Origin of the sequence: Halocella sp. SP3-1 (assembly GCF_003953885.1) — a bacterium.
In the GTDB taxonomy this organism is placed as follows: Bacteria; Bacillota; Halanaerobiia; order Halanaerobiales; family DTU029; genus Iocasia; species Iocasia fonsfrigidae.
In genome coordinates this window covers 3,285,701-3,306,180 of record NZ_CP032760.1, presented here as the reverse complement: position 1 = coordinate 3,306,180, position 20,480 = coordinate 3,285,701, and the positions used below count along the sequence as shown (strand labels likewise).

19 protein-coding genes and 1 riboswitch are annotated in these 20,480 nt (G+C 37.0%); all 19 genes read left to right on the top strand.

The window, feature by feature from the left end; all coding sequences use genetic code 11:
* Nucleotides 1–41: 41 nt before the first annotated feature.
* A complete protein-coding gene (locus tag D7D81_RS15750) occupies nucleotides 42–1,787 on the top strand; it encodes an ABC transporter ATP-binding protein (protein ID WP_125990997.1) in 1,746 nt (581 codons plus the stop codon).
* Nucleotides 1,788–2,012: 225 nt separating this feature from the next.
* Nucleotides 2,013–2,196, top strand: a riboswitch (cobalamin riboswitch).
* A gap of 369 nt (nucleotides 2,197–2,565) precedes the next feature.
* Nucleotides 2,566–3,597: an ABC transporter substrate-binding protein gene (locus D7D81_RS15745; RefSeq protein ID WP_125990996.1), complete on the top strand. Its 1,032-nt coding sequence runs from the start codon at nucleotides 2,566–2,568 to the stop codon at nucleotides 3,595–3,597.
* 22 nt (nucleotides 3,598–3,619) lie between these two features.
* On the top strand, nucleotides 3,620–4,702 hold the full coding sequence (locus tag D7D81_RS15740; protein WP_286169805.1) for a FecCD family ABC transporter permease: 1,083 nt from the start codon (nucleotides 3,620–3,622) through the stop codon (nucleotides 4,700–4,702).
* Nucleotides 4,703–4,766: 64 nt separating this feature from the next.
* Nucleotides 4,767–5,540: an ABC transporter ATP-binding protein gene (locus D7D81_RS15735; protein WP_125990995.1), complete on the top strand. Its 774-nt coding sequence runs from the start codon at nucleotides 4,767–4,769 to the stop codon at nucleotides 5,538–5,540.
* A gap of 77 nt (nucleotides 5,541–5,617) precedes the next feature.
* Nucleotides 5,618–7,450 (top strand): TonB-dependent receptor plug domain-containing protein, encoded by a 1,833-nt coding sequence (locus D7D81_RS15730; RefSeq protein WP_164522293.1) that lies wholly within the window; start codon nucleotides 5,618–5,620, stop codon nucleotides 7,448–7,450.
* 69 nt (nucleotides 7,451–7,519) lie between these two features.
* Nucleotides 7,520–8,158, top strand: coding sequence for a precorrin-6y C5,15-methyltransferase (decarboxylating) subunit CbiE (cbiE, locus tag D7D81_RS15725; RefSeq protein ID WP_125990993.1), 639 nt, complete (start codon nucleotides 7,520–7,522; stop codon nucleotides 8,156–8,158).
* Nucleotides 8,139–8,735 (top strand): precorrin-6Y C5,15-methyltransferase (decarboxylating) subunit CbiT, encoded by a 597-nt coding sequence (gene cbiT / locus D7D81_RS15720; protein WP_125990992.1) that lies wholly within the window; start codon nucleotides 8,139–8,141, stop codon nucleotides 8,733–8,735. The genes cbiE and cbiT overlap by 20 nt, the downstream gene beginning before the upstream one ends.
* Nucleotides 8,732–9,439: a precorrin-2 C(20)-methyltransferase gene (cobI, locus tag D7D81_RS15715; RefSeq protein ID WP_125990991.1), complete on the top strand. Its 708-nt coding sequence runs from the start codon at nucleotides 8,732–8,734 to the stop codon at nucleotides 9,437–9,439. The genes cbiT and cobI overlap by 4 nt, the downstream gene beginning before the upstream one ends.
* On the top strand, nucleotides 9,439–10,962 hold the full coding sequence (gene cobM / locus D7D81_RS15710) for a precorrin-4 C(11)-methyltransferase (protein WP_125990990.1): 1,524 nt from the start codon (nucleotides 9,439–9,441) through the stop codon (nucleotides 10,960–10,962). Before cobI ends, cobM begins: the two co-directional genes overlap by 1 nt.
* Nucleotides 10,963–11,117: 155 nt before the next feature.
* Nucleotides 11,118–11,747: a cobalt transporter CbiM gene (gene cbiM / locus D7D81_RS15705; protein WP_125990989.1), complete on the top strand. Its 630-nt coding sequence runs from the start codon at nucleotides 11,118–11,120 to the stop codon at nucleotides 11,745–11,747.
* Nucleotides 11,728–12,312, top strand: a complete 585-nt coding sequence (locus D7D81_RS15700) for a NikL family nickel/cobalt ECF transporter subunit (protein ID WP_125990988.1) — start codon at nucleotides 11,728–11,730, stop codon at nucleotides 12,310–12,312. Before cbiM ends, D7D81_RS15700 begins: the two co-directional genes overlap by 20 nt.
* 329 nt (nucleotides 12,313–12,641) lie before the next feature.
* Nucleotides 12,642–13,385 carry a precorrin-3B C(17)-methyltransferase gene (cobJ, locus tag D7D81_RS15695; RefSeq protein ID WP_125990987.1) on the top strand — a complete coding sequence of 248 codons (744 nt, stop codon included), beginning with the start codon at nucleotides 12,642–12,644 and terminating at the stop codon, nucleotides 13,383–13,385.
* Nucleotides 13,382–14,161, top strand: coding sequence for a precorrin-6A reductase (gene cobK, locus D7D81_RS15690; RefSeq protein WP_125990986.1), 780 nt, complete (start codon nucleotides 13,382–13,384; stop codon nucleotides 14,159–14,161). Before cobJ ends, cobK begins: the two co-directional genes overlap by 4 nt.
* On the top strand, nucleotides 14,154–15,230 hold the full coding sequence (locus tag D7D81_RS15685) for a cobalt-precorrin 5A hydrolase (RefSeq protein WP_125990985.1): 1,077 nt from the start codon (nucleotides 14,154–14,156) through the stop codon (nucleotides 15,228–15,230). Before cobK ends, D7D81_RS15685 begins: the two co-directional genes overlap by 8 nt.
* Nucleotides 15,223–16,587: a cobyrinic acid a,c-diamide synthase CobB gene (locus D7D81_RS15680; RefSeq protein ID WP_125990984.1), complete on the top strand. Its 1,365-nt coding sequence runs from the start codon at nucleotides 15,223–15,225 to the stop codon at nucleotides 16,585–16,587. Before D7D81_RS15685 ends, D7D81_RS15680 begins: the two co-directional genes overlap by 8 nt.
* Nucleotides 16,588–16,602: 15 nt before the next feature.
* Nucleotides 16,603–17,115 carry a cob(I)yrinic acid a,c-diamide adenosyltransferase gene (locus tag D7D81_RS15675; protein ID WP_125990983.1) on the top strand — a complete coding sequence of 171 codons (513 nt, stop codon included), beginning with the start codon at nucleotides 16,603–16,605 and terminating at the stop codon, nucleotides 17,113–17,115.
* Between the two features lie 12 nt (nucleotides 17,116–17,127).
* On the top strand, nucleotides 17,128–17,760 hold the full coding sequence (locus tag D7D81_RS15670; protein WP_205739241.1) for a precorrin-8X methylmutase: 633 nt from the start codon (nucleotides 17,128–17,130) through the stop codon (nucleotides 17,758–17,760).
* Nucleotides 17,761–17,766: 6 nt separating this feature from the next.
* Nucleotides 17,767–18,864 carry a cobalt-precorrin-5B (C(1))-methyltransferase CbiD gene (gene cbiD, locus D7D81_RS15665; protein ID WP_125990982.1) on the top strand — a complete coding sequence of 366 codons (1,098 nt, stop codon included), beginning with the start codon at nucleotides 17,767–17,769 and terminating at the stop codon, nucleotides 18,862–18,864.
* Nucleotides 18,845–20,410, top strand: coding sequence for a cobyric acid synthase (locus D7D81_RS15660; protein ID WP_286169803.1), 1,566 nt, complete (start codon nucleotides 18,845–18,847; stop codon nucleotides 20,408–20,410). The genes cbiD and D7D81_RS15660 overlap by 20 nt, the downstream gene beginning before the upstream one ends.
* Nucleotides 20,411–20,480 lie beyond the last annotated feature (70 nt).

The window sequence follows — 20,480 nt, the reverse complement described above, 5'->3', positions numbered from 1 at the left end:
ATAAATATTACAGTTATTATTTTTGGGGGGTTTTCTTTTTTATGTTAAAGAAATTTAGTAGTTATTATAAAAAACACTGGAAATTATTTGTACTGGATATTTCCTGTGCCTTTTTAATGTCAGGCTTAGATCTTGTTTTTCCAATCTTTATTCAGAAGCTAGTCGATACATATTTTCCAGATAGGAATTTTACTATAGCGGCTAGACTGGTGTTTATTCTTATAGTGCTTTATCTTTTTCGTTTTATTTTACAATATATAGTTCACTTCTGGGGTCATGTTGTTGGTATTAGGATGGAGACTGATATGAGGGAAGAGATTTTTAGCCATCTCCAGAAGCTTTCTTTTAAGTTTTATGATGACAATAAGGTTGCTTATCTTATGTCCCGAATTGTTAATGACCTTAATAATATTTCTGAGCTGGCTCATCATGGTCCTGAAGACTTTTTTATTTCTGTGATCATGATTATTGGTTCTTTCCTTATTATGGCTGGAATGAGTTTGAAACTGGCTTTGGTAACCTTTATGCTGCTGCCGCTGATGATATTCTTTTCTCTTAAATTGGGTCAAAAAATGTATATTGCCTTTAAAGATATCAGAGAAAAGGTTGCTGAGGTAAATTCTATTATTGAAGACAGCCTTAGTGGTATCAGGGTAGTTAAATCGTTTACTAATGAAGGTTTTGAAAAGAAGAAATTTGATGAAGGTAATAATCAGTTCCGCCGTTCCCGGGAATATGCCATGAAAAATATGGCCCGTTTTCATGCCGGGATGAACCTGTTTATCAATCTAATCAGGGTTGTTACACTTGGTGCTGGTACATATTTTATTTACCGGGGCGAATTGAGTACAGGGCAATTAGTAGCTTTTCTCTTTTATGTCAATATGTTTATGCAGCCGATAAGAAGGTTAGTTAATTTTAATGAGCAATTGCAGAGGGGTATGTCTGGTTTTAGCCGTTTTACCAATATACTGGCTATTAAACCGCAGATAGAAGATAAAAGTGATGCTATTGAAATGATTGATGTGAAGGGGAAAATTAAATATCAGAATGTTAGTTTTAGTTATGATAACAAATCACATGTACTAAAAAATATTAATATTGAAGTAGAACCAGGACGGACAGTAGCTTTTGTTGGCCCTTCTGGGGCCGGTAAAACAACTATTTGTAATCTGTTACCCCGTTTTTATGAGATAGATAGTGGTAAGATTTTTATAGATGGAGTAGATATAAAGGATATCAAACTCAATTCATTACGGAATAATATCGGTATCGTACAACAGGATGTATTTTTGTTTAATGGGACTGTCAGGGATAATATCCTTTATGGAAATTTCAAGGCAACAGATGAAGAGATAGTTGAAGCAGCCAGGAAAGCCAATGCCCATCAATTTATTAAAAATATGGAAAATGGCTATGAAACAGAGATTGGTGAAAGAGGGGTCAAGCTCTCCGGGGGTCAGAAACAGAGGTTATCGATTGCCAGGTCATTTTTAAAGAATCCACCGATTTTAATTTTAGATGAGGCCACTTCCTCACTGGATAATCAGAGTGAAAAGATAATCCAGGCTTCACTGGAAGAGTTAGCCAGAGGTAGGACAACACTGGTTATTGCCCACCGGCTTTCTACAGTAAAAAATGCTGACGAGATCCTTGTTCTGACTGATGAGGGTATTGTAGAAAGGGGCAGGCATGAAGAACTCATCAAGAAAGAAAATGGTGTATATAAGAAATTGTATCAGACGGAATTTAATACTGAGTTAACGGCAGCTGATAGTTTGTTTTAGGATAAAAGTTTGTCTGTGAAATGTTTAAATTCATTTTAATTCTAATAGTTATTTGACCTTTTGTTCTGTAATATAGTATAATTACATTAGAGTTTAATTAAAAATTACAAAATATGTACAAATTATTACAAGATATATTTTTGAGCTATGTGTTATTATAAATCAGTAATATATAGCAATAAAAAAAGGAGCGGGATAATTTTATTTGTTTGTTACAATAAAATATAATTGAGTTCCATTAATGGTTTTTAAAATTAATAGGGAAAACGGTGAGAGACCGTTGCTGTAGTCGTAGCTGTAACAGCCTGTATAAGTATTTGCATATCCACTGTTTTTAAGCGGGAAGGATAGGCATGAAATAATTGTTAGGGGCTGGAGCCAGAAGACCTGCCATTATTGTGTACTTCGTATTTCCTCCGGCATTAGAGGTAACGAGGGATAACTCATGTTTGAATAAGTATTAATATGTGCTGATTTAGATATGATTATTTTTGCCTTTCCCCGGAAAGGCCTTTTTTTATTATTATACAATCGTTTGATGATGTATTTATTACTATTTATACATAAAACATGATTATTCACAGCTGCCTTTTTTAGAAGAGGCAGCTTTAATATTATATATTAATTATACTATAAGAGTCTGTTCAAAAAGTCACTGCTTATACCCCGGTGATTATATATCCCTTCACTCAACGGTAGCACCTTAACTTCGTTCTGGGAAATATAATCACCTAAAACAATTCTTTTTGAACAGACTCTATAAGAAAGAGAGATAAAAATGGGCCAGAAAAATTTGAAAAACTATATTTTATTACTTGTTTTTTCATTAGTAATAGTTTTATTGGGGTCAACTTATGTCTTTGCAGATAACACTATTATCCTAACAGATTCTGATGGTTACAGAGTTAAAATTAAACTCCCTGTGAAAAGAATTATTTGTCTTAGTGCTCCTTTAAATGAAATACTTATTGCCCTAGATGCTGGTAATAAAATAATAGGAAGGGATGATTGGAGTGCTACCTCAGCTGCCTTGAGTATGCTAGAAGATGTACCAATTGTTGCAAGTTCTTCATATAGGCCGCAAATTGAGTCTATTATAGAGTTGAACCCTGATGTTATTATTGCTGATACCATGCTTCAGGATGATGCCCGCAAAAAGTTCAATGATTTTGCTATTCCAACAATAGCTGAAAGAACTTCTGAAGCCAGTAATCTTTTTAATGTAATTAGAAAATTAGCTAAGATTGTTAATAATGAAGAGAAAGCTACGGAGTTAATTGCTTTTATATCTCAGTATAGGGTCTTAATTAAAGAGAGAGTTGCTGGACTGAAGGAAGACGAAAAAACACGTATTTATTGGGAATGGAGAGGTAAGTATAAAACCGGAAGTTCTAAAGCGACTGTCCAACCGCGAATTGAATTGGCAGGTGGGATAAATATCTGTGCTAATACTGTGGGAAGATATCCTGAGGTTTCCAGTGAGTATGTAATTCAAGAAAATCCAGAATTAATAATTAGGATGGAAAGTCCTGGAGTTTCTAATGAAGAAATGAAAGAGTCTTGGAAGGAAATAATCAACAGAACAGGTCTTAAAAATACATCAGCTGTTAAGAATGACAGGGTATATGTAATGACCTGGCTTGTAAATAGTGGCTTGCCTTCGGTAGTGGGAGACTTGTATTATGCTAAACTTGGTCACCCTGAATTGTTTGCCGATATTGAACCACAAGCAGTATATGCAGATTTAATGAATAAGTTTTTTGGGATAAGTATTGATGATAACAAACAATTAATATTTCCAGAATATTAGGCTGAACAATAGGGGGAAAAAGGTGTTTAATACTAAATTAAGTAAGAGTTTATATTCTAGGATAATAGCTAAAAGGGTATTGCTGTTAATTTTAATGGCTGTGATTTTGCTGTTAGTTTTAGGTTATTCTATAACCCTGGGGGTTGCTGATATAACTATGAAAGATGTTTATGGGGTTATATTACAAAAAATAACAGGGATTACTCTTGGTAATTATACAAATTTTGATCAAGGAATAATATTAAAAATCAGATTACCTCGAGTATTATTGGGGTTAATTACTGGTTTATCATTAGGGGCTAATGGTACTGTTATGCAGTCATTATTACGCAACCCCCTAGCTAGTCCCTATACCTTAGGTGTTTCTTCAGCTTCGGCTTTAGGGGCAGGGATGGCTATTGTTTTGGGAAATTATATCCTTGGTACAGAAATGATGGTTCAATATGGTTCCTGGATAATAATAATGGGGTCTTTTGTAATGGGTATTTTGAGTATTATTTTAATTAATGTGATATCATCTTTAAAAAAAGGTGGAGCAGCCACTCTGATTCTGGCCGGGGTAGCTTTAAGCTATCTCTTTTCAGCAGGAATATCTTTTCTAAAATATACTTCTAATCATGAGCAGCTTGCTGAATTAACTATCTGGTTGATGGGTGGTCTATATCGAGCAGAATGGATTGATGTTTTAATACTGACACCAATAATGATAATTTGTTTTATATTTTTAATTAAATTAGCCTGGGATATTAATACATTAAACGCTGGTGAAGAGGTGGCTGAAAATTTAGGAATAGATGTAAAAACTTTGCGGAGAAAGGGGAGTTTTATTACAGCTTTATTAACAAGTTGTGTGGTGGCTTTTACTGGTATTATTGGATTTGTTGGTCTACTTGCACCTCATGTTTGTAGGATGATATTTGGAAATGATAATAGATTTTTAATTATTGCATCGGGACTAATGGGAGCAATTATTCTGGTACTAGCTGATACAGCAGCCAGGTTAATTATTAATCCTACAGAATTACCTATCGGCATAATCACCTCTATATGTGGAGCTCCATTTTTTCTTTATATTTTAATTAGAAGAAAAAGTGATTATTTTTGAAAATTAGAGTAAGGGGAGGTTTATTCTCTTTTGAAGTAAATTCAGGGGATAAGGGTTATAGAATATGGATATTAAATGTCAAGATTTATATTTTGCTTATAATAAAGATGATGTGATTAAAAAAATCAATTTGGAAATAAAATCAGGGCAACTGACAAGTATTGTTGGGCCCAATGGGATTGGTAAGTCTACTTTGCTTAAATGTTTATGTAATATATATAAGCCTAAGCATGGGGTTGTTTATTTAAATGGTAAGGAAATAGTCAGCATGAATTCACGGACACTAGCTAAAAATCTGGCTTATGTTCCGCAGAAGCAGGCTATTAGTTTTAGTATGACAGTTTATGAAATGATCCTATTGGGCAGGAGACCTTATATCAAATGGAAGGTATCAGCAAATGATGAAGCGATTGTAGAGTCTATTCTAAATAAATTTAAGATTATGCATCTGGCTGAAAGAGAAATTAACACCCTGAGTGGAGGAGAAAAACAAAAAGTAGCTATTGCCCGTGCCCTGGCTCAGGAACCTAATATCCTTTTTCTTGATGAACCTACATCTAGTCTTGATATAAATCATCAACTAGAAGTAATCGGTAATCTTCGGAGGCTTGTATATCAAGAAAGTAAAGCTGTCGTAGTGGTGTTACATGATCTTAATTTAGCGAATAGATTTTCAGATAAGGTATTTTTGATGGGAAAAGATGGTTTTTATAAAGAGGGATCTCCTGAAGAAGTACTTAGTTCAGAGAATATAAAGGATATATATAATCTAGAGGTAGAAATAATAAAAACTAGTCAGGGTAAATATATCATTCCTCTGGATACTGGAATTTTTTGAAACACCAAAATATTCCAGGTATAGCTATATATTTTTAGAAAAAGATTAAGATTTTATCTTTAAAGGAGATGGTGAAAATGAATAGAAAAGTAGCAGTGTTTTTGTTTTTTTTGTTAATAATTAATGTGGTAGTACCAGTTGTCATGGCTGAGGAGATAGATAAAGAAAATATTTTAACTTTAGATGAGGTTATAGTGACTGCTTCTAAATATCAAGAAAAGTTATCAGAGGCTGCGGTAAGTATAGAAGTAATAAATCAAGAAGAGATAGAGAGAAAGAATGTTAGTGATGCAGGTGAATTATTAAAGGGTATTCCAGGAATAAATTTTGAATATAGAAGTCTTAATGGTTCAAAACAAGTTTCTATTCGTGGTGCAAATACTAATCAGGTTCTAGTTTTAATTGACGGTCAACCTAGTAATTGGGCCAAGAATAATATAGGGAATTTAGCTAAAATTCCTGCTGAGCAGATTGAAAGAATAGAAATAGTCAAAAGTCCTGCTTCTGCCTTATATGGTGCTAATGCTTTAGGGGGAGTAATTAATATTATTACTAAGAGTGGTAGTCATGAACCAATTACTAATGTAAAATTAGCTTATGGATCTTATGATACGCGGGAGTACTATTTAGGGCATAGTGGGAGAACAAATAAGTTAGGATATAATATAATGGTTAAGAAAAGAGAAACAGATGGTTATGCCGAAGATGGTAGTGATAAAGTAAAGCAAAGTAATATTTTTACTAAGTTTAATTACCAATTAGATCAGTTTTCTAAAATTAATATATCTTTAAGATATACTGATATGGATACTGATATTAATGATTATAATGCTAATGAGCCTTATCATAATGATGAAGATTTTAACTTGAATCTTCAGTGGGAAAGGCAGACTGATAATAATGAGCAAAGCCTAGTTGTTTATCATAACCAACACGATAATACAGATTTTAAAAAAGATAAGGAACATAATACAAGAGATTTAGGAATCAATTATGATCATACCAATTATTATCGACAACATATTATTACTTATGGTTTAGAGCTTGTACAGAGTGAAATTGATAGTGATACTTATTTAAAACATGATAATCTGAATCAAGCCTTATTTATTCAAGATGTATTTAAGATAAATGATAGATTAAAGTTTAATTTAGGTTGTCGTTATGATAATCATGAAGAATACGGTTCTGAATTCAGTCCTAAACTAGGAACGGTTTATAATTTTAATTCAAAAGTTAACTGGTATACTGCAGTAGGGAAGGCTTATCGGGCTCCATCATATAGCGAATTATATTTACCACAATCTAAGATGAGCTCGGCTTATTATGTTGGTAATCCGGATTTAGACCCAGAGATTGCTATAGTATATGAAACTGGTCTAAGGTATTTAGATAAGGGATTAAAAACAGAATTGAGCTTATTTAAAAGGGATGTTGATGATTTGATAGATTATTTAACAACTTATGAGTATATAGATGACCAATACTCTAAAGTGAAGACTAAAACCAATATTAATTCAGTGAGGATTACAGGGTTTGAAGTGAGTTTGCTTAAAGAATTAAATGATAGTTTTTCGACAAATTTTAATTATACCTATTTAGATGCTAGAGATGAAGAGAATGATGAACAATTAGATGGTAAACCATATCATACAGCTAATTTAGGGTTGGCTTATCAAGAGCAAGATATTAGTAGTAGTGTAGATTGTAGATTTGTAGGAAGCAAAGCTGATGGGAGTGAGATGATAGATGCTTATTTTGTTGTTGATTGGAGTCTAAGTAAGGAGATAATTAAAGACACAGATTTATCATTAAAAATTAATAACCTGTTTGATCGGGAATATACAACTAATGGAACTAGTGAGATGCCAGGACGGAATTATGTGATAGAACTTAGCAAGAGATTTTAAGCTAAAAAATACTCAATTGTACAATGTTTAAGTGCTACTTATATAGTTTATCAAAAAAGGGGATTATTGATGAATAAAATATATGTATTGGGGATTGGCCCTGGTCATCGTGATTATTTATTAAAAATCACAAAAGATATTATTGCCAGTTCAGATGTACTGATTGCTGGAAAGCGGGCTTTGGAAATGTTTGCTGAACTGGATAAAGAAAAAATACTGATTACAGCTGAGCTGGAGAAAGTCAGAGACTATATCCTGGCCAATTATCAAAAAAAACGCATTTCAGTATTAGTCTCTGGTGACCCTGGATTATACAGTATGATGAATTACTTAAAAAAAGAGATAGCTCAAGAGTTATTAGAGATTATTCCAGGAATAAGCTCTCTACAACTGGCTTCGGCCAGGATTAAGTTAAACTGGGATGATCTGAAAATCAGTAGTTTACACGGCAAAGACGATAGGGAAAAATTCTTAAGGGAAGTCAGGACAAATGATAAAGTGGGTTTGTTTACAGATGATAAATTTTCCCCTAATCAAATTTGTTCATTTTTACTTAAGCAGGGTATAGCCAATAAAGAGGTTATAGTTTTTGAAAACCTCTCCTATCCTGAGGAAAGGATTGTCAGGGGTAGTCTGCAGGAACTGACAGAATATAGTTTTGCAAAATTAACAGTGATGGTGATTTTAAATGGGGAAATGGGAGTATAATACAGCAGGAGTACCTGATGACCTATTTGTTCGGGGAAATGTTCCCATGACTAAAGAAGAGATAAGGGCAGTTGTCATTGCCAAATTAAGATTAAAACCTGGACAGATAGTCTTTGATATTGGAGCTGGGACAGGGAGTATTTCGATTGAGGCTGCTTTTCAGGTAGGAGAGGGTATTGTCTATGCTGTAGAAAGAAAAGAAGAGGCTCTTAATTTAATTAAAGAAAATGCTGCAAATTTTGGTCTGAATAATATAGAGTTTGTTCCAGGTGAGGCCTCTCAGGTCTTAGCTAGTTTACCTGCCCCTGACCGGGTAATAGTTGGTGGGAGTGGTGGTAATCTTCAGGAAATATTAAAGATAATTAACAAGAAATTAAAAAATAGGGGAAGGATTGTGATAACTGCCGTAACTACTAATACCCTTAACCAGGCCATAGCATCTTTAGAGGCTTTGCAGTATCAACTAAATATATGCCATATTGCAGTGACCAGGACGAAAAAAATTGCTGATTACCATATGTTTGCCGCTCTCAATCCCGTTTATATTATTACTGCAGCAAAGGAGGAAACAATATGAATGGTAAATTATATGGGGTCGGAGTTGGTCCAGGAGACCCTGAATTATTAACTCTAAAGGCAGTCAGGGTACTCAATCAGGTTGATTATATCTGTGTCCCTCAGGCCGGAAAAGATAAAGAAAGTCTAGCTTTTAGTATTATTAATCAAGAAATTGATTGTACTGGCAGAATAATAAAGCTAAGTTTTCCCATGACATCTAAGCAGCCTGATTTGAATCAGGCCTGGGATAATGCTGCTATGAAGATGAGCAGAGAATTAAAGGAGGGTAAAGACCTGGCTTTTATAACGATAGGTGACCCTCTACTCTATAGTACCTATATCTATATCTTAAATAGTTTAAATAAACTAATGCCTGCTCTCAGGGTGGAAACAGTACCTGGCATAAGTTCAATTAATGCCTGTACAGCCAGCTGTAATCTGCCTCTGGCTGAAAAAGACGAGAATATTGCGATACTATCTAAGGTGGATGAAAACGAACTAGAGGATATTTTTAATATTTTTGATAATGTTGTTGTCATGAAGTTATCCAGGAATTATCAGCAGGTATATGAACTCCTCGAGAGGATGGAGCTAAAAGACAATGCTGTGGTAATAAGTAGCTGTGGTTTGGCAAGAGAAATACATATCAGAGGCCTTGATTCACTAAAGGCAGATGAGATAGAGTATTTATCTTTACTAATTAGCAAACAGGGGGTGGTCTAATGCAGGTATATTTTGTGGGGGCAGGGACTGGTGACCCGGAGTTAATAACTATTAAGGGGAAAAAGGCCCTGGAAAAGGCAGACCTTGTTATCTATGCCGGTTCACTGGTTAACCCTGAGATTTTAAAATTTTGTCCAGATGCAGAGGTCTATAATAGTGCAGTAATGAATTTAGAAGAGGTAATTGGGCTAATTGAAAAAGCAGCAGCCGAAGGCAGGACAGTGGTTAGGCTCCACACAGGTGACCCTTCTTTATATGGGGCTATCCAGGAACAGATCGATCTATTACATAAAAAGGGTATTCAATTTAAAATTATTCCTGGTGTTAGTTCTTTTCTGGCGGCAGCAGCGGCTGTAGAAAGGGAGTTTACTCTGCCAGGTGTTTCCCAGACAGTTATTCTTACTAGAAGAGGGGGGAGAACCCTTGTCCCGAATAGGGAAAAAATAGCTGAGCTGGCCTCACACAGGGCATCAATGGCTATCTTTTTAAGTATTCAAATGATAGAAGAGGTTGTTGCTGAGCTATTAGAAGGCTATCCAGAGAACACCCCTATTGTCGTAGTAGCCAGGGCATCATGGCCTGATGAAATTATTATCCGAGGAAAATTGTCTAATATTGCAGTCAAAGTAAAGGAAGCTGGTATCAAAAAGACTGCTATGATTTTAGTCGGCGATTTCCTTGATTGCGATTATTCCCGTTCCAAACTCTATGACCAAGGTTTTAGTCATGCCTATCGAGCAGGAGAAAAAGCTAAAAAGGTCATTCTAGTAGTTAGTTTTGGAACAAGTTATGCCGGAACAAGGGAAAAAACAATTGAGGCCTGTGAGGATAGAATTGCTGTAGAATTTACTGATTATGATATAAAAAGGGCTTTTACTTCCGGGATGATAATAGATATTCTGGAGGAAAGGGATGGAATAAAAATAAATAATCCTGAAGAGGCCTTAAAAACCCTTTATGATGAGGGTTATCAGGAGGTCATTGTTCAACCACTCCATATCATAAATGGTAGTGAGTATCATGATTTGCTTGAGATAGCTAATAATTACAGGGGATTATTTAAAGATATGAAGGTCGGCAAACCACTCCTAACAGATAAGGGAGACTACTTTAAGACAGTCAAGGCCTTAAAAGAAGAACTTCCGGAACCAGCTAAAGGTGAAGCCGTTGTATTAATGGGGCATGGCACAGAACATTTTGCAAATTCTGCCTATGCCTGTCTTGATTATACCTTTAAAGATAAAGGTCTAGCAAATTATTATGTTGCTACTGTGGAGGGTTATCCAGAGATTACTCAAGTAATTAAGTTTCTAAAAAGAGATAATATAAAGAAGGTTTACCTGGCTCCCTTGATGCTGGTGGCAGGGGATCATGCTCAAAATGATATGGCCAGTGATGAAGAAGACAGCTGGAAAAGTATAATGGAGCAGGAGGGTTTTGAGGTTGAGATTTACCTGTCCGGCATGGGAGAGTATGAGTCAATACAGCAGCAATATATTGATAAGATAAAGAAAATTAAGTGATAGGTATTTAAGTGTGTGTTCGAAAAGACATAAATAGGGGATTATATATCCCTGAACGAAGTTAAGGTGTTACCGTTGAGTGAAGGGATATATAATCCCCGGCGGTATATACTGATACTTTTCGAACAGACTCTTTAAAAAAGTGAGGTGGTTTTATGCATATATCAGAAGGTGTTTTATCTGCCCCTGTTCTGCTTAGTGGTGCTGGCTTGACAGCTCTTGGTATTGCCGTTGGATTAAAGAAAATGAAAGAAGAAGACATTCCTGAAACAGCTATTGTCTCGGCTGCTTTATTTGTAACTTCTTTAATACATCTACCACTGGGACCGACCAGTGTTCATCTGATTCTTAATGGAATTGCGGGGATCCTGCTAGGGTGGCAGATTTTTCCGGCTTTTATAATAGCATTATTTTTGCAGAGTGTTCTTTTTCAGTTTGGGGGAATTACTGCTCTGGGAGTAAATACACTAAATGTAGCCTTACCAGGTATGCTTGTTTATTACTTCTTTAAGATATATAAAATAAATAAAGATAATAAAATATATCTGGGTACTCTTTCTTTTATCTGTGGAGCCCTGGCAGTATTCTTGACTGCTTTAATGGTAGCTGTTTCCTTAATGTTTACTGATCAGTCATTTTTAGAAATAGCTAAACTTGCTGTTCTGGCTCATTTGCCAGTAATGCTTATTGAGGGGATAATAGCTTTCTTTGTTATAACATTCATTAAAAAGGTAAAACCAGAACTCTTAAGGGGGATTGGACAGGATGAAATCGATTCTAAATAAATTAATATGTTTATTATCAATGTCTGTTTTAATTTGTTTGTTAATCTTGATTACCTTACCTGTTGCAGCACATAAGGTTATTTTATATGTCTATGTCGAGGGGCAGAATGTTATTGTAGAAGGTGGTTTTAGTGATGGCTCTCTGACTAAAAATGCTGAAGTAAAGGTATATGACCTGGAAGATAAACTATTAGGTGAAGGTCTTACTGATGAAAATGGTATCTATGAATTTAATATACCGGCTAAAACTGATTTAAGGATTGTTCTCAATGCTGGTATGGGTCATCAGGCTGAATATACAATAAGTGAAGATGAGTTGCCTGAGATTAACAATAAAAATCCCCAGGAGACAGATATAACAGCTGTTACAGCTATCGATGAGGATAGTTTAAGGGCTATTATCAGCCAGGAACTTGATAAAAAACTTGCTCCTCTAAATAAGAAACTGAGTAAGCTGGAGAATAGTGAGGGACCGGGTATAACAGAGATATTAGGGGGTATAGGTTATATATTTGGAATTATGGGACTTACTTTATATTTTACAAAAGGAAAAAATAAATCGTGATTAAAGAAAGCTATTAATAATTATATTATCTTAAATAATGTTGAAATGAAGTATAGTAAAACTATGTGATTATGGATAACTTTAAAGACCGACCAATATATTTACTTGCCTTGTCGTGCACTACGGCGTCCTGCCTTTGTTTACTGTCGAGAAATTGTCTTCCGGCGTCCATGCCTTCAGACAATTTCTAGAGTCGTCCAGTAAATATATTGGTCTGGTTTATGAAGCTTGGTTTTTATCTATAAAGAGTTTTAAATAAAGAGATTATTATTTGTTGATTAAGTTTGGATAACCGTTAGGCTACGTTGTTCAGTCAGGGAGTGATTATAATGGGGAAAAGTAATCAACTTTTTGTGGTAGGTATTGGGCCCGGGAATCTGGCAGGAATGAGTCGGCAGGCTTATCAAATTTTACAGCAGGTGGATATTATTATCGGGTATAAAACCTATATAAAATTAATAGAGGAATTAATCTCTGGAAATCAAGAGGTTTATCTAAGTGGTATGAGACAGGAGAAAGAAAGGGCAGTTAAGGCTATCCAGATGGCTGAACAGGATAAAAAGGTAGCTGTTATCAGCAGTGGTGACCCAGGTGTATATGGTATGGCCGGTCTTATTCTGGAATTGATTGACAAAGGAAATTATAAGGTTGATGTTGAAATTATAGCAGGAATTACTGCAGCCAATGCTGCAGCTGCTTTGTTGGGGGCGCCTTTAATGCATGATTATGCTGTTATCAGTTTGAGTGATATTTTAACACCCTGGGAAGTAATTAAAAAAAGGCTTGCCGGGGCAGCTGCAGCAGATTTTATTACTGTCCTGTATAATCCCCGGAGCAGCCGGCGGGTTGAACAGATAAAGGCTGCTCAAAAAATATTTCTAAATCAGCGTGCGGCTGATACGCCGGTAGGTATTGTGCGCCAGATAGGGAGAAGTGGGGAAGAGAAAAGAATTACAAATTTAGCTAATATGCCAGAGGAAGAGATCGATATGTTGACTACTGTTATTATCGGTAATTCACAGACATATCTTAGTGCTGATAAAATGATTACACCAAGGGGATATCGACTATGATCTGGGTACTGGCCGGGACAGGGGACAGTTTTGAGATAATTGATAGTTTACAGAAAAAGGGGTTAAGTTTAATAGTATCTGTGTTAACAGAATATGCTGAAAAACGACTGGCTTTTACAGGGGTCAGGGTGATAAAAAAGAGACTGGAGCCAAGAGATATGAGAAATGTAATTAATAGTTATGGAATTGATTTGATTATTGATGCTACCCATCCCTTTGCTGTAAATGTATCCAGAAATGTCCTGCTAGTGAGCCAGGAAATGTCTATTACTTACTGGCGTTATGAAAGGGAAGAGCTGGATTTGAGTATTTATCCCTCAGAATATATCCTGGCTGTTGAGGACTACCAGGAAGCAGTGATAATGGCGGCTCAATTTAAGAGGATATTTCTTACGATTGGTAGTAATAATCTCCATTATTTTACTGAAGGGATTGAAAACTGGAGGGATAGACTGGTGGCTAGGGTTTTACCTGACTGGAGATTTATTAAAAAGGCTGAAGAAATAGGTTTTACACCAGCTAACTTGATAGCAGTACAGGGCCCTTTTACATCTAAACTCAACAGGGCCTTACTGGAGGAGTATAAGGCAGATGTCCTGGTTAGTAAAGCAAGTGGTAAGACAGGTGGTCTGGATACCAAGATTACAGCTGCCCTTGACCTGGGGATACCGGTAATTATTATCAAAAGACCTGTTCTAAATTATCCCTATGTTTTTAGTGATATTGAAAAATTAATTACCCATTGTATCAAATGTAAGGGGAGTAGTCATGCTTGAAGAAAGGACAGCAGTAGTGACTTTAACTGTTGGGGGAAAAGAGCTGGCCTTTAAGATTAGCAATTCTTTAGAAGGGGTTGACCTGTATTTTCCATACAAATTAAAAAAAATCAGGGATAATAGGATTTGTGGGAAAGGGTTAAATTATTATAATTCATCTTTAAAAGACCTAACAGCAAATTTGTTTAAGAGATATAATAAAATAATTTATATCATGGCTCTGGGAATAGTGGTAAGGGTAATTGCCCCTTTTCTAAAGGATAAAAGGGTGGACCCTGCGGTAGTAACTATTGATGAGACTGGTCGATATGTCATCAGTACTCTTGCTGGACATTTAGGAGGGGCTAATGAATTAACAGAAAAAATAGCTGAAATACTGGACTCAACAGCAGTTATTACTACTGCTACAGATTGTCAGGGTAAGCCAGCTATTGACCTGCTGTCTAAAAGAATCAATGCTAGTATTGAGCCCTTTCAAAATTTGAAACTGGCTAATGCTGCTATTGTAAATAACAGACCGCTTAATATCTTTACAGACCATAAAATTAATTCTGTTCACAGTGATAATATTGAGTTTTCCCCCCTTTCAGATTTGAATACCAGGACTATCCAGAGTGGTTTCCCACTTATTATCAGTAATAGGCAGTTTAGCATTGATAGTAATTATCTACAACTTATCCCCCGGAATATCATAATAGGTATTGGCTGCCGGAGGGGTGTGACAGTTTCAGAGATTACTAAAGCTATAGATGCTGCTCTAAATATCTTAAATATAAAGAGAGAGAGTATTAAGAAATTAGCTACGATTGATTTAAAACAAGATGAGAGCGGATTAATCGCCTATGCGGTTGAGAACTCCCTGGAGATTGATATAATTAAAAGGGAAGAGATAAAAAAGGCTGATTTAAATATCAGCAGTTCAGAATTTGTAGAAAAAGTGATCGGGGTACCTGGTGTCTGTGAACCAGCTGCCCTATTGAGTTCTAAAACAGGGAAATTAATACTGGAAAAAACAAAATTCAGTAGAGTAACTATAGCAGTAGTTGAGGAGGTGGTGCTTGATGAATGAGAAAAGACTGCTTATTGCTGGAACCAGGAGTGGTGTAGGTAAGACTACTATCTCACTGGGGATAATGGCTGCCCTTAGTCGGAGGGGATATCAGGTACAGCCTTATAAGGTTGGCCCTGATTATATTGATCCTGGTTTTCATACCCTTTTTACAGGAAATAACTCCTATAACCTGGACAGTTATTTCCTGGGTTGTGATGGGGTAAAGGAGTTATATAGTAATAGTTCAGCAGGGGCTGATATTAGTATTATAGAAGGTGTAATGGGTCTTTTTGATGGTAAGGGCAAGACCGGGGTAAGCAGTACGGCTGAGATTGCCAGGATACTTCAGACACCGCTTGTCTTGCTTATAGATGCTCAAAAAATGGCCCAGAGTGCAGCTGCATTAATCTATGGCTATAAGAATTATGACCCTGGACTTAATCTAAAGGGAGTAATCTTTAATAATATTGCCAGTGAACGCCATTATGCTCTAATCAAAGAGGCAGTAGTAGAGAAAATGCCTGAGCTGGAGATTCTAGGATATCTCCCCCGTCAAAAGGGACTGGAACTCCCGGAAAGACACCTGGGACTTGTCCCTATCCATGAAAGTGGGGAATTGAAGTTTTTTATTAAGCAGTTAATTCAGCTTATTGAAAAACAGTTGGACCTTGATAAATTAATAAAATTATCTGCAGACTGTAGAAAAATAAAGGTTAATAAACATAGATTATATTCACAGGAGAGGGAATTTAATGTTAAAATAGGTATAGCGTATGACCAGGCCTTTAATTTCTATTATCAATACAATCTGGATTTATTAGCAAAGCTGGGGGCAGAATTAATCTATTTTAGTCCTATGCAGGATAAAAAATTACCTGACCTGGATGGTATTTATTTAGGAGGTGGTTTCCCGGAGAGTTTTCTGGAGGAACTGGCAGCTAATCAAGATATGAAAGATGATATAAGGGAAAAAGCTCAGGCTGGTATGCCTCTTTATGCTGAATGTGGTGGTTTAATGTATCTAAGTCAGGAGATTATTGATTTTAAAGGGAATGCCTACCAGATGCTAGGTCTTATTCCAGGCAAGGTTGAAATGCAGGGTTCACTACAGGAGATGGGTTATGTGGAGTTAACAACACTTAACAGTAATCTTATCTTAAATAGTAATGAAAAGGCCAGGGGGCATGTCTTTCATTATTCCAGGTTAAATAATCTGACATCAGGTGTCAAAAAAACTTACCGGCTTAGTGATGGAAGGCTGGAGGGTTATAGCCCTACTAATAATCTGCTGGCCAGTTATGTCCATCTCCATTTTGCCAGTAATCCTGGGATTGCCAGTAATTTTTTGCGTAGGGCCTTACTATATAAGAAATAATAGGGGGTATTCAAGATGAAGGGAAAGATTCATGTTTATACAGGTAATGGAAAAGGGAAGACAACAGCTGCTATTGGTTTAACTATCAGGGCAGTAGGGGCAGGATTTAAGGTTTTTTTTGGGCAGTTTGTTAAAGGTGAAGAGTACAGTGAGATTAAGGCTTTAAAGAAATTAGATAATGTAGTTGTTAAGCAATATGGACGAGATTGTTTTATCAGAAATGAGCCTGCAAAAGAAGATATTATGATAGCCCGTCAGGGCCTGGCAGAGATGAGTGGTATTCTACAATCCGGGGACTATCAACTGGTAGTAATGGATGAGGCCAATATAGCGGTTTATTATAAACTCTTTTCTCTTGAAGAACTGATAGAGGTGCTGGAAAATCGGGCTGATGGTGTTGAAGTTGTAATAACAGGAAGGATGGCTGAAGAAGGTCTAATAAAAATAGCTGACCTGGTTACCAGCATGGAAGAAGTAAAGCATTACTATCAACAGGGTATTCAGGCCAGAATAGGTATTGAAAAATAAGGGGGATAGACCTTGATAGATATTAAAGACCCACAGGCAATAGAAGAAAAGAGTATGGCGATAATCAAGGAAGAACTGGGGGAACTGTTTTGTCCCCCAGAAGAAGAGGCGGTGATTAAACGGATAGTTCATGCCACAGCTGACCTTGAGTTTGCCCGTTTGATTACTATAGCCCCCGGGGCTGTGAAAAAGGCTGTTAGCTCACTAAAAAAGGGGTCAAATGTGGTAACAGATGTTTCAATGGTCAAGGCTGGGGTTAATAAAAGAATACTTTCCTTTCTAGGTGCTGAGGTTAAGACCTATATAGGTGATCAAGATGTAGCTTTAGCGGCTAAAGAAAAGGGGATTACCAGGTCAATGATGGCGATGAGGAAGGCAGTCAGGGATAAAGATAACCGAATCTTTCTAATCGGCAATGCCCCGACAGCCCTTTTTGAATTAATTAATCTGCTCAGGGCTGGGCAGGCTGAGCTTGATTTAATAATTGGTACCCCTGTTGGGTTTGTGGGGGCCAGGGAGGCTAAAGAAGAACTGGCGAAAAGCAAATTCCCCTATATTACAGTCAAAGGCCGTAAGGGCGGTAGCCCGGTAGCTGCTGCTGCATTAAATGCAATTTTATATTTAATCCAGGGGCAGTGGAGTTGATTTTAAATGGTCTTTGAGTCTTATGTAACAATCAATGGCAAGAGATATAGGAGGGGCTTTACGACAGGTAGTGCAGCAGCAGCTGCTGCTAAAGCTGCTGCTCTTATTCTATTTACCGGTCAAGAACCTGAGCAAGTACAAATCAAGACCCCAGCAGGAATAGAATTAAATATTCCTTTGAAGGCGGTGGAATATGGTGAGGGTTTTGTCAGGGTTTTTGTAGAAAAAGATGCTGGTGATGACCCTGATCTTACTGATGGAATGGAAATCTCTGCCCGGGTTGAAGAGATTAGTACAGGAATCGAATTAAGTGGTGGACAGGGGGTAGGTCGGGTAACTAAACCGGGCTTATCTGTTCCAGTAGGTAAAGCTGCCATTAATCCTGTCCCTGAGAAAATGATTAAAGAAGCAGTTAGCTCTGTTTTACCTGAGGGCAGTGGTGCCAAAGTAATGATAGAGGTGCCTGGGGGTGAAGAGGTGGCACAGAAGACCTTTAATCCCAGACTGGGGATTGTCGGGGGCATCTCTATCCTGGGGACAAGCGGGATTGTTGAGCCCATGTCTGAAAAGGCCTATCAGGAATCCCTGGCCCTTGAATTAAAACAGCTTGTGGTTGAAGGTGGGGACCAGGTGGTACTGGTCTTTGGCAATTATGGCCGGGAAATGGCTGTCAAATTGGGGTATCAGCCTAAAGAGGTAGTGAGAATGAGTAATTTTGCTGGCTACATGCTCAGGGAGTGTCAGCGTTTAAAGATAAAGAGGGTTATTGTTTTGGGTCATTTAGGAAAGATAGTTAAACTTGCTGGGGGTATTTTTAATACTCATAGCAAGGTAGCTGATGCCCGTCTGGAGATTATAGCTGCTTATACTGCAGCATTAGGTGGAGATAGAGAGACGATCTGTAGTATTCTCAGTAGTAATACATCAGCTGAGGCTGTAGGGATTATTATAGAGGCCGGATTGGTAGCTGTCTTTGATCTACTGGCTGAACGAGTAGTTATCAGAATAAAAGAGTATTTAAGGGAAGAGGGAATGGGGCTTAAAAGCATTATATTTACTCTGGAGGAAGGGGTACTGGGTACTTATGATCAAAGAGGAAAATAATAAGCTTATAGATAATAAAACTATTATGATTCAGGGAACAGCCTCAGATGTCGGGAAAAGTATGGTTGCCACTGCTCTCTGCCGGATATTTGCTCGCAATAATTTTAAGGTAGCCCCTTTTAAGTCCTGGAATATGTCACTGAACTCGGCTGTTACAGCTGGAGGCGGGGAAATTGGTATTGCCCAGGTAATACAGGCTGAGGCAGCAGGAGTAGAACCTGTAGTGGATATGCAGCCTATCCTTGTTAAACCGAAAGGAAATGGTTTAAGTCAGGTAATAGTGAGAGGCAAACCTATTGGTAAGATGGGACAGCAAAAAGATAGTAAATATATGAGAATGGCTCTAAAAAACATAGAGTTGGCCTTAAATAAACTCAGAGAAAATAATGATATTGTAGTAATGGAGGGTGCCGGGAGCCCTGTTGAGATTAATGTTAAAGAATGGGACCTGGCTAATATGAAGGTAGCAACTTTATTTAAGAGCCCTGTAATCCTGGTAACAGATGTAGCTAGGGGAGGTGCCCTGGCCGCTCTGGTTGGCACCCTACGTTTAATGGAAAAAGAAGAACGGGAACTAGTTAAGGGGTTAATAATTAACCGCTTCCGCGGTGATTTTGACCTGCTTAAACCCGGGCTAGATTTCCTGGAAGAATATACCGGTAAACCAGTCCTGGGGGTAATCCCGTATTTGAAAGATATTAGGCTGCCAGAGGAGGATTCAGCTTCCTTGCAATTACAAGGAGGTAAATCTACTGAACAGAGAGACCTAAAAATTGGGATAATTCAACTGCCACATATGTCCAATTTTACTGATTTTTCTCCACTATCATTAGCTAAGGATGTTTCTTTAACATATGTAAGTACTCCTCTTCAAGTTAGGGGGCTTGACTTAATTATAATCCCTGGAACCAAGAGTACTACCTCTGATCTGGAATATATAAAAAACAAGGGTCTGGCTCAAGAGATTCAGTTTTCGGCCAGAAAGGGTGTCCCGGTAATAGGAATCTGTGGTGGCTATCAAATGATGGGCCAGTTTTTATATGACCCCTACCATACTGAGGGTGAAAGGGAAGAAACAAGGGGTTTAGGTTTACTGCCTGTCAAAACACATTTTTTAGCAGAAAAAACAACCCATCAGGTTAAAGCTATAAGCAGGGGAGGGCCTTTATTGTTGCAGGGACTTGAGGGTGAAGAGATTACAGCTTATGAAATTCATATGGGAGAGAGTTCTTATACTGAGCAAGGGAATAAAAGTTTCATCTTTAACATTTTTTCCCGTTCAGATAAATGTGTTAAAATAGAAGATGGCAGTCTGTCTGAGAATAGACTGCACTTTGGGACTTATCTCCATGGTTTATTTAATAATGATATATTACGCAATACTTTACTTAATAATTTGAGGTTGAGAAAGGGATTGGTTCCTATCAAGCGTAGTCTTTCTTATCAAAAGGGTCTGATTGCTGATTATGATCAACTGGCTGATATTGTAGAGGATAGTCTTGATATGGATCTTATTTATAGTATGTGTTCGAAAAAATATATATAGGGGATTATCTATCCCTGAACGAAGTTAAGGTGTTACCGTTGAGTGAAGGGATAGATAATCCCCGACGGGT

Coding starts and splice junctions, on each gene's coding strand:
- cbiT (WP_125990992.1), top strand. CDS start 8,139: ATGGGGAAATGGGAGTATAATACAGCAGGAGTACCTGATGACCTATTT.
- D7D81_RS15750 (WP_125990997.1), top strand. CDS start 42: ATGTTAAAGAAATTTAGTAGTTATTATAAAAAACACTGGAAATTATTT.
- cobJ (WP_125990987.1), top strand. CDS start 12,642: ATGGGGAAAAGTAATCAACTTTTTGTGGTAGGTATTGGGCCCGGGAAT.
- D7D81_RS15730 (WP_164522293.1), top strand. CDS start 5,618: ATGAATAGAAAAGTAGCAGTGTTTTTGTTTTTTTTGTTAATAATTAAT.
- cobM (WP_125990990.1), top strand. CDS start 9,439: ATGCAGGTATATTTTGTGGGGGCAGGGACTGGTGACCCGGAGTTAATA.
- cbiM (WP_125990989.1), top strand. CDS start 11,118: ATGCATATATCAGAAGGTGTTTTATCTGCCCCTGTTCTGCTTAGTGGT.
- D7D81_RS15700 (WP_125990988.1), top strand. CDS start 11,728: ATGAAATCGATTCTAAATAAATTAATATGTTTATTATCAATGTCTGTT.
- D7D81_RS15735 (WP_125990995.1), top strand. CDS start 4,767: ATGGATATTAAATGTCAAGATTTATATTTTGCTTATAATAAAGATGAT.
- D7D81_RS15680 (WP_125990984.1), top strand. CDS start 15,223: ATGAATGAGAAAAGACTGCTTATTGCTGGAACCAGGAGTGGTGTAGGT.
- D7D81_RS15660 (WP_286169803.1), top strand. CDS start 18,845: ATGATCAAAGAGGAAAATAATAAGCTTATAGATAATAAAACTATTATG.
- cbiD (WP_125990982.1), top strand. CDS start 17,767: ATGGTCTTTGAGTCTTATGTAACAATCAATGGCAAGAGATATAGGAGG.
- D7D81_RS15745 (WP_125990996.1), top strand. CDS start 2,566: ATGGGCCAGAAAAATTTGAAAAACTATATTTTATTACTTGTTTTTTCA.
- D7D81_RS15675 (WP_125990983.1), top strand. CDS start 16,603: ATGAAGGGAAAGATTCATGTTTATACAGGTAATGGAAAAGGGAAGACA.
- cobI (WP_125990991.1), top strand. CDS start 8,732: ATGAATGGTAAATTATATGGGGTCGGAGTTGGTCCAGGAGACCCTGAA.
- cbiE (WP_125990993.1), top strand. CDS start 7,520: ATGAATAAAATATATGTATTGGGGATTGGCCCTGGTCATCGTGATTAT.
- D7D81_RS15685 (WP_125990985.1), top strand. CDS start 14,154: ATGCTTGAAGAAAGGACAGCAGTAGTGACTTTAACTGTTGGGGGAAAA.
- cobK (WP_125990986.1), top strand. CDS start 13,382: ATGATCTGGGTACTGGCCGGGACAGGGGACAGTTTTGAGATAATTGAT.